Genomic DNA, 4,731 nt, shown 5'->3' on the forward strand with positions numbered 1-4,731 from the left:
CGACCTCGACCCGCTGCGGCCCCGGCTCGCCGCGCGGGGCGTCACCGACGCCCCGCGCCTGGAGGCCGAACTGGTACGCGCCCTGGGGCCGTACGCGGAAGGCGGGCACCATTTCGGTGACGACCCGCGCGAGCTGCGGGTGCGACTGTCCACGGACCTGCTCACCGCCGCGGGCGCCCGGCGGCCGTCCGGCCCCGCCGAGCACGCCTCGGGGGAATTGCCGGGCGTGGCCGAGGCGTTGGCACAGGTGCAGTCGGTGCTGGCCGACCTCACGGATGGGAGTCCTCAGTAGATGACCGAACGGACCGGGCAGCGCAGCGAGCGCTCTTCCACCGTCTCGTCCTCCTCGGACGGGAGCCCCGCGCGCGACAGCGCCTCCTCCCCGGACGGGTCCCCGGCGCCGGGTGACGCCGTGCCCGCGGGCGGACCCCCACCCACGGAACCGTCGTCCCCGGCCCCCTCCCCGCCGCCGGCCGCCTCGCCCCCCGCCGCCTCGTCCCCGTCGCCGTCGCAGACCTGCGGTGGGCAGCACGGCGGTCCCACCGACGTGCTCCTCCAGCCCCCGCCGCCCGCGCTGTCGCCGCCGCGCCCCGTCGGAGCCCGGCGGATCTGGCCGCGCTCCTTCGCCGACCGGCTGACCTCGCCGCTGCCCGGGGTGCGGGCGATGGCCCGGCTGGCCCGCGAGGGCGCGATGCGGCCGGTCTCCTCGGCGCTGGCCGAGGACATCCCCAAGCTCCCCTTCGCACCGGGGCCGCTGCCCGACGTCGGACCCGAGGCGGTCGCCGTGACCTGGGCGGGCCATGCGAGCTGGGTGGTGCGGATCGGCGGGCTCACGGTGCTGACCGACCCGGTCTGGTCGCGGAAGATCCTCGGGACCCCGGCCCGCGTCACCCCGGTCGGTGTCGCCTGGCAGGACCTGCCGAAGGTGGACGCCGTCGTCATCTCGCACAACCACTACGACCACCTCGACCTGCCCACCCTGCGCAGGCTGCCGCGCGACACCCCGCTGTTCGTCCCGGCCGGGCTCGGGGACTGGTGCCGCAGGCGGGGCTTCACCACCGTCACGGAGCTGGACTGGTGGGAGGGCGCCGAGCTGCCCGCCCCGGACGGCAAGCGGGTCCGCTTCGACTTCGTCCCCGCGCACCACTGGTCCAAGCGCACCCTCACCGACACCTGCCGCTCCCTGTGGGGCGGCTGGGTGCTGACCGACCCACGGGGCCTGCGCGTGTACTTCGCGGGGGACACCGGGTACGGGCACTGGTTCGAGGAGATCGGCCGCCGCTACCCCGGCATCGACCTGGCGCTCCTGCCCATCGGGGCCTACGACCCGCGCTGGATGCTGAGCACGGTGCACACCGATCCCGAGGAGGCGGTGCTCGCCTGCCAGGACCTGGGGGCGCGCAGGATGGCGCCGATGCACTGGGCCACGTTCCTGCTCTCGGGCGAGCCGCCGCTGGAGCCGCTGATCCGGGTGCGTGCCGCCTGGCGCAAGGCCGAACGGCCGCGCGCGGACCTGTGGGACCTGCCGGTGGGGGCCTCCCGGGTGCTGGAGCCGGCGGCCTCCTAGCCCGCGTCGGACCCACGGACCGGTGGCTCCACGGGCGTGAGCGCCCGCGCGTACACGGTCGCCCCACGGACGTGAACGCCCGCGCGGACACGGTCGCCCCACGGACGCGGCTGCCCCACGGACACGGGCGCCGTTCCGGGTACCGCCGCCCCTCAGGTGCGGGGGCGGCGGACCCGGCGCCACAGCGCGGGGGCCGCGCTGACCGCCAGCGTCAGCCCCACCGCCGCCGCGACGCCCTCCCAGGGCCGGGGGAAGAGCGCGCCCCCGGCCACACCGATGAGCTGGTAGACGGCCGCCCAGGCCAGGCAGGCCAGGACGTCGCCGCGGGCGAACTCCCGCATCCGCATCCGCGCCAGCAGGCAGGCCAGCATCACGGGGATGCGCCCCGCGGGCACGAGCCGGGAGACCACCAGGACCGCCACCCCGTGCTCGCGCAGCTTGGTGTCCGCCTGGGCGAGGCGTTCGGGTGCCGCCCGCTCGCGCAGTGCCGACAGCCAGCGCGAGCCGTTCTTCGAGCCGACTCCGCGCCGGCCCAGCCAGTACAGGCCGATGTCGCCCAGGAAGGCGGCGAGGGAGGCGACGCCGAAGACCGTCAGCAGCGCGAGCGCGGGCAGGCTCTGGTGCAGCGCGACCACCGCGGCGCCGCTCACCAGCGCCCCCGTCGGCACCACGGGCACCAGCGAGCCCAGCACGACCAGCAGGAACAGCGAGGGGTAGCCCAGGGCCTGCTGGGTGGCCTCGGGGGGCCGCACCACCGCGTCGGAGAGCGCTTGGGCGGCCGTGCCCAGGCCCGCGCCCAGCCCGTCCGCGAGCCCACCGCTCACCTGCCCGCCCCCAGCCGTACGCTCTCGCCGTGTTCCAGCAGGTGCACGGTCACCTCGGGCGCGGGCAGCGCCGCCAGCCGTTTGAACTCGGCGCCGGGGGAGTGGAACTCGTGCGGCCTGACCGCGTCCATACCGACCGGCCAGTACGTGCCGAAGTGCACCGGTACCGCGCGGCGCGGGCGCAGCCGGGCCAGTGCCTCGGCGGCCCGCCCCGCGTCCAGATGCCCCTCACCCAGGAACGGCCCCCAGCCGCCCACCGGCAGCAGCGCGGTGTCCACCTGGCCGACCGCCTCCGCCATCCCGTCGAACAGCCCGGTGTCCCCGGCGAAGTAGGTGCGCTCCTCGCCCTCGACGACGAACCCCAGCGCGGGCGCGGTGCGCCGGCCCACCGGCAGCCGCCGCCCGTCGTGCGCGGCGGGCACCGCCCGCACCGCCAGCGGGCCGCTCCGCACCACCTCACCCGGCGCCACCTCGGTCAGCTCCAGCAGGGGCGCCAGCCGCCGCAGCCCCGGCACGGCACGCGAAGCACCGCGCGGCAGGACGACGCGGGTGCCCCGCGCGAGCATGGCCAGCGACCCGAGGTGCAGATGGTCGGCGTGCAGGTGCGAGACGAGCACCAGGTCGGCGGAGCGCACGGCACCGGGCGGCGGCAGCGCGCCCCGTCTGCGGCGCAGGTGCGCGAGGCGGCGTACCAGCAGCGGGTCCGTGAGCACCGTGACCCCGGAGTCCCGCACCGTGGCCGTTGCGTGCCCCCACCAGGTGACCTCGACCGGCACGTGCGCTCCTCCTCGGGTCCTGCTCCGCTCCGCGGGACCCCCGTCCTCCCGCTCCTGGCACCTACGAGCCTAAGCGCGCGGGCGGGCGCCCCGGCCACCGCCTCCGCGCCCGAGCGCCGTCCTGCCGCCGCCGGGAGCTGTGCAAAAGTGGAGGTTGCCGACCGGGCGGGCGAGGAGATGAGGGAGGTGACCCGGAGGACGTGCGCGTACCCCGAATACCGTGGCGAAGACTGGGCGCGGCGGCGCTGCGCGTCGGTGCCGTCTGGCTGGTCAGCACCCTCACCATGCTCGTCCTCGCGGGTGTGCTGCCCGACTTCCGGCTCCAGTCCGCCGGCGGCGACAGCGCCACCGTCATCGGCATCACGGCCGCCGCCGGTGCCGGTGCGTTCGGGCTGCTGAGCGCCCTGGTCTGGCCGCTGCTGGTCCGTGCCTTCCTGCTGGTGCCCGCACTCGTCCTCGGGCTGCTCGTCTTCTTCCTCAACGGGTCGCTGCTGTGGCTGGCGCTCTCCCTCGTCCCGTACGGCAGAGGCAGCACCGATCCCACGATGGCCGTCGTCGTCGCGGCCGCGATGTCGGCCTCCTCCTCGGCGACCAACGCGTTCCTGGCCGTACGGGACGACCGCGCCTACCGCCACCGCCTGGCCCGGATCGCGGTCCGCAGGCGGCGCCGGGAGGGCGGGGGAGCGCCGCCCACCACCCCCGGCACCGTCTTCCTCCAGCTCGACGGGCTCGGGTACGAGGTGCTCAAGGAGGCGCTGGAGGCCCCGGAGGGCGGGGAGCCGCTGATGCCCGCCCTCGCCTCGCTGTACGGGCGCACCCACCGGCTCACCCGCTGGCGCACCGACTGGTCCAGCCAGACCGGCGCCAGCCAGCTGGGCATCCTGCACGGCAGCAACGAGGACGTGCCCGCCTTCCGCTGGTACGAGAAGGAGACCGGCGAGGTCGTCGTCAGCAACCGGCCCACCAGCGCCGCCGAACTCCAGCGGCGCGCCGTGGAGCGCACCGGCGACCGCGGACTGCTCGCGCAGGACGGCGCCAGCCGGGGCAACCTGTTCACCGGCGGAGCGCGGCAGGTCGCCCTCGTGCTGTCCGTCTCGGCGCGGCGCGGCAAGGAGACCCGCTCGCGCGCCGGGTACTTCGCCTACTTCTCCGACCCGGCCAACGCCACGCGCACCGCCGTCTCGTTCGTCGCCGAGGTGGGACGCGAGATCGCCCAGTCGGTGCGGGCCCGGCTGCGGCGCGAGCGGCCCCGGGTCGGCCGGGGCGGGCTCTACCCGTTCGTGCGGGCCTTCGCCACCGTCGTGGAACGGGACGTGGTGGTGGCCGCCGTGCTCGGCGACATGCTCAGCTGCCGCACCGCCGTCTACGCCGACCTGGTCGGCTACGACGAGGTGGCTCACCACTCGGGCCCGCGCGGACGGGACACCCGGCAGGTGCTGCGCCGGCTCGACCGGTCGGTCCGGCTCATCGCCAAGGTCGCCGAGCACGCCCCCCGCCCCTACCGCCTGGTGCTGCTGTCCGACCACGGCCAGAGCCCCGGTGCGACGTTCGCGGAGGCGTACGG

General features: G+C 76.3%; 5 protein-coding genes and 1 pseudogene. 3 read left to right on the forward strand and 3 right to left on the reverse strand.

Going from position 1 to position 4,731, the window contains the following annotated elements; all coding sequences use genetic code 11:
- A pseudogene (locus FM076_RS34230) lies at window positions 1–292 on the forward strand (aminotransferase class I/II-fold pyridoxal phosphate-dependent enzyme); the annotation flags it as partial.
- Here the strand turns inward: FM076_RS34230 and FM076_RS35105 are convergent.
- Window positions 286–543, reverse strand: coding sequence for a hypothetical protein (locus FM076_RS35105; protein WP_173873463.1), 258 nt, complete (start codon window positions 541–543; stop codon window positions 286–288). The pseudogene FM076_RS34230 and the gene FM076_RS35105 sit on opposite strands and share 7 nt — an antisense overlap.
- 4 nt (window positions 544–547) lie before the next feature.
- Here FM076_RS35105 and FM076_RS26840 point away from each other — a divergent pair, with 4 nt between their 5' ends.
- Window positions 548–1,567, forward strand: coding sequence for an MBL fold metallo-hydrolase (locus FM076_RS26840; RefSeq protein WP_345945247.1), 1,020 nt, complete (start codon window positions 548–550; stop codon window positions 1,565–1,567).
- A 152-nt stretch (window positions 1,568–1,719) separates the two neighbouring features.
- Here FM076_RS26840 and FM076_RS26845 read toward each other — a convergent pair whose 3' ends face one another.
- Window positions 1,720–2,355, reverse strand: coding sequence for a DedA family protein (locus FM076_RS26845; protein WP_173875039.1), 636 nt, complete (start codon window positions 2,353–2,355; stop codon window positions 1,720–1,722).
- A gap of 32 nt (window positions 2,356–2,387) precedes the next feature.
- Entirely contained in the window at window positions 2,388–3,167 is a 780-nt protein-coding gene (locus FM076_RS26850; protein ID WP_173873464.1) for an MBL fold metallo-hydrolase, read from the reverse strand.
- Window positions 3,168–3,367: 200 nt separating this feature from the next.
- Here FM076_RS26850 and FM076_RS26855 point away from each other — a divergent pair.
- A partial coding sequence (locus FM076_RS26855; protein WP_173875040.1) for a phage holin family protein occupies window positions 3,368–4,731 on the forward strand: 1,364 nt, incomplete at its 3' end.

This window comes from Streptomyces albus subsp. chlorinus (assembly GCF_013302895.1).
GTDB classification, from domain to species: domain Bacteria; phylum Actinomycetota; class Actinomycetes; order Streptomycetales; family Streptomycetaceae; genus Streptomyces; species Streptomyces chlorinus.